The following is a 241-nucleotide window of genomic DNA, read 5'->3' on the forward strand; positions in this document are numbered from 1 at the left end:
GTTCAGCACACCAGGCGTGCATATCGGACTGTTCTGCTCCACCCCCATGGTGGCCCTGTCGCGCAACGTCGCGGACAAACACGCGATGGAGATGTTGCTGACCGGTGATATGACCTCGGCCGCGCGGGCCGCCGAGATAGGTCTTGTGAACCGTGTTGTCGCTCCCGAAGCGCTGCAAGAGGCCACGATGGAAATGGCGCGCAAGATTGCGTCAAAATCCAGCATGACGCTCGCAACAGGC

General features: G+C 61.0%; 1 protein-coding gene. It reads left to right on the top strand.

The window, feature by feature from the left end; translation table 11 throughout:
- On the top strand, positions 1-241 hold a 241-nt coding region (locus tag ACFVYJ_RS13905; protein ID WP_463255470.1), incomplete at both ends, for an enoyl-CoA hydratase-related protein.

Origin of the sequence: Pontibacter sp. JAM-7 (genome assembly GCF_048548695.2) — a bacterium.
GTDB lineage: Bacteria > Pseudomonadota > Gammaproteobacteria > Pseudomonadales > Balneatricaceae > Neptuniibacter.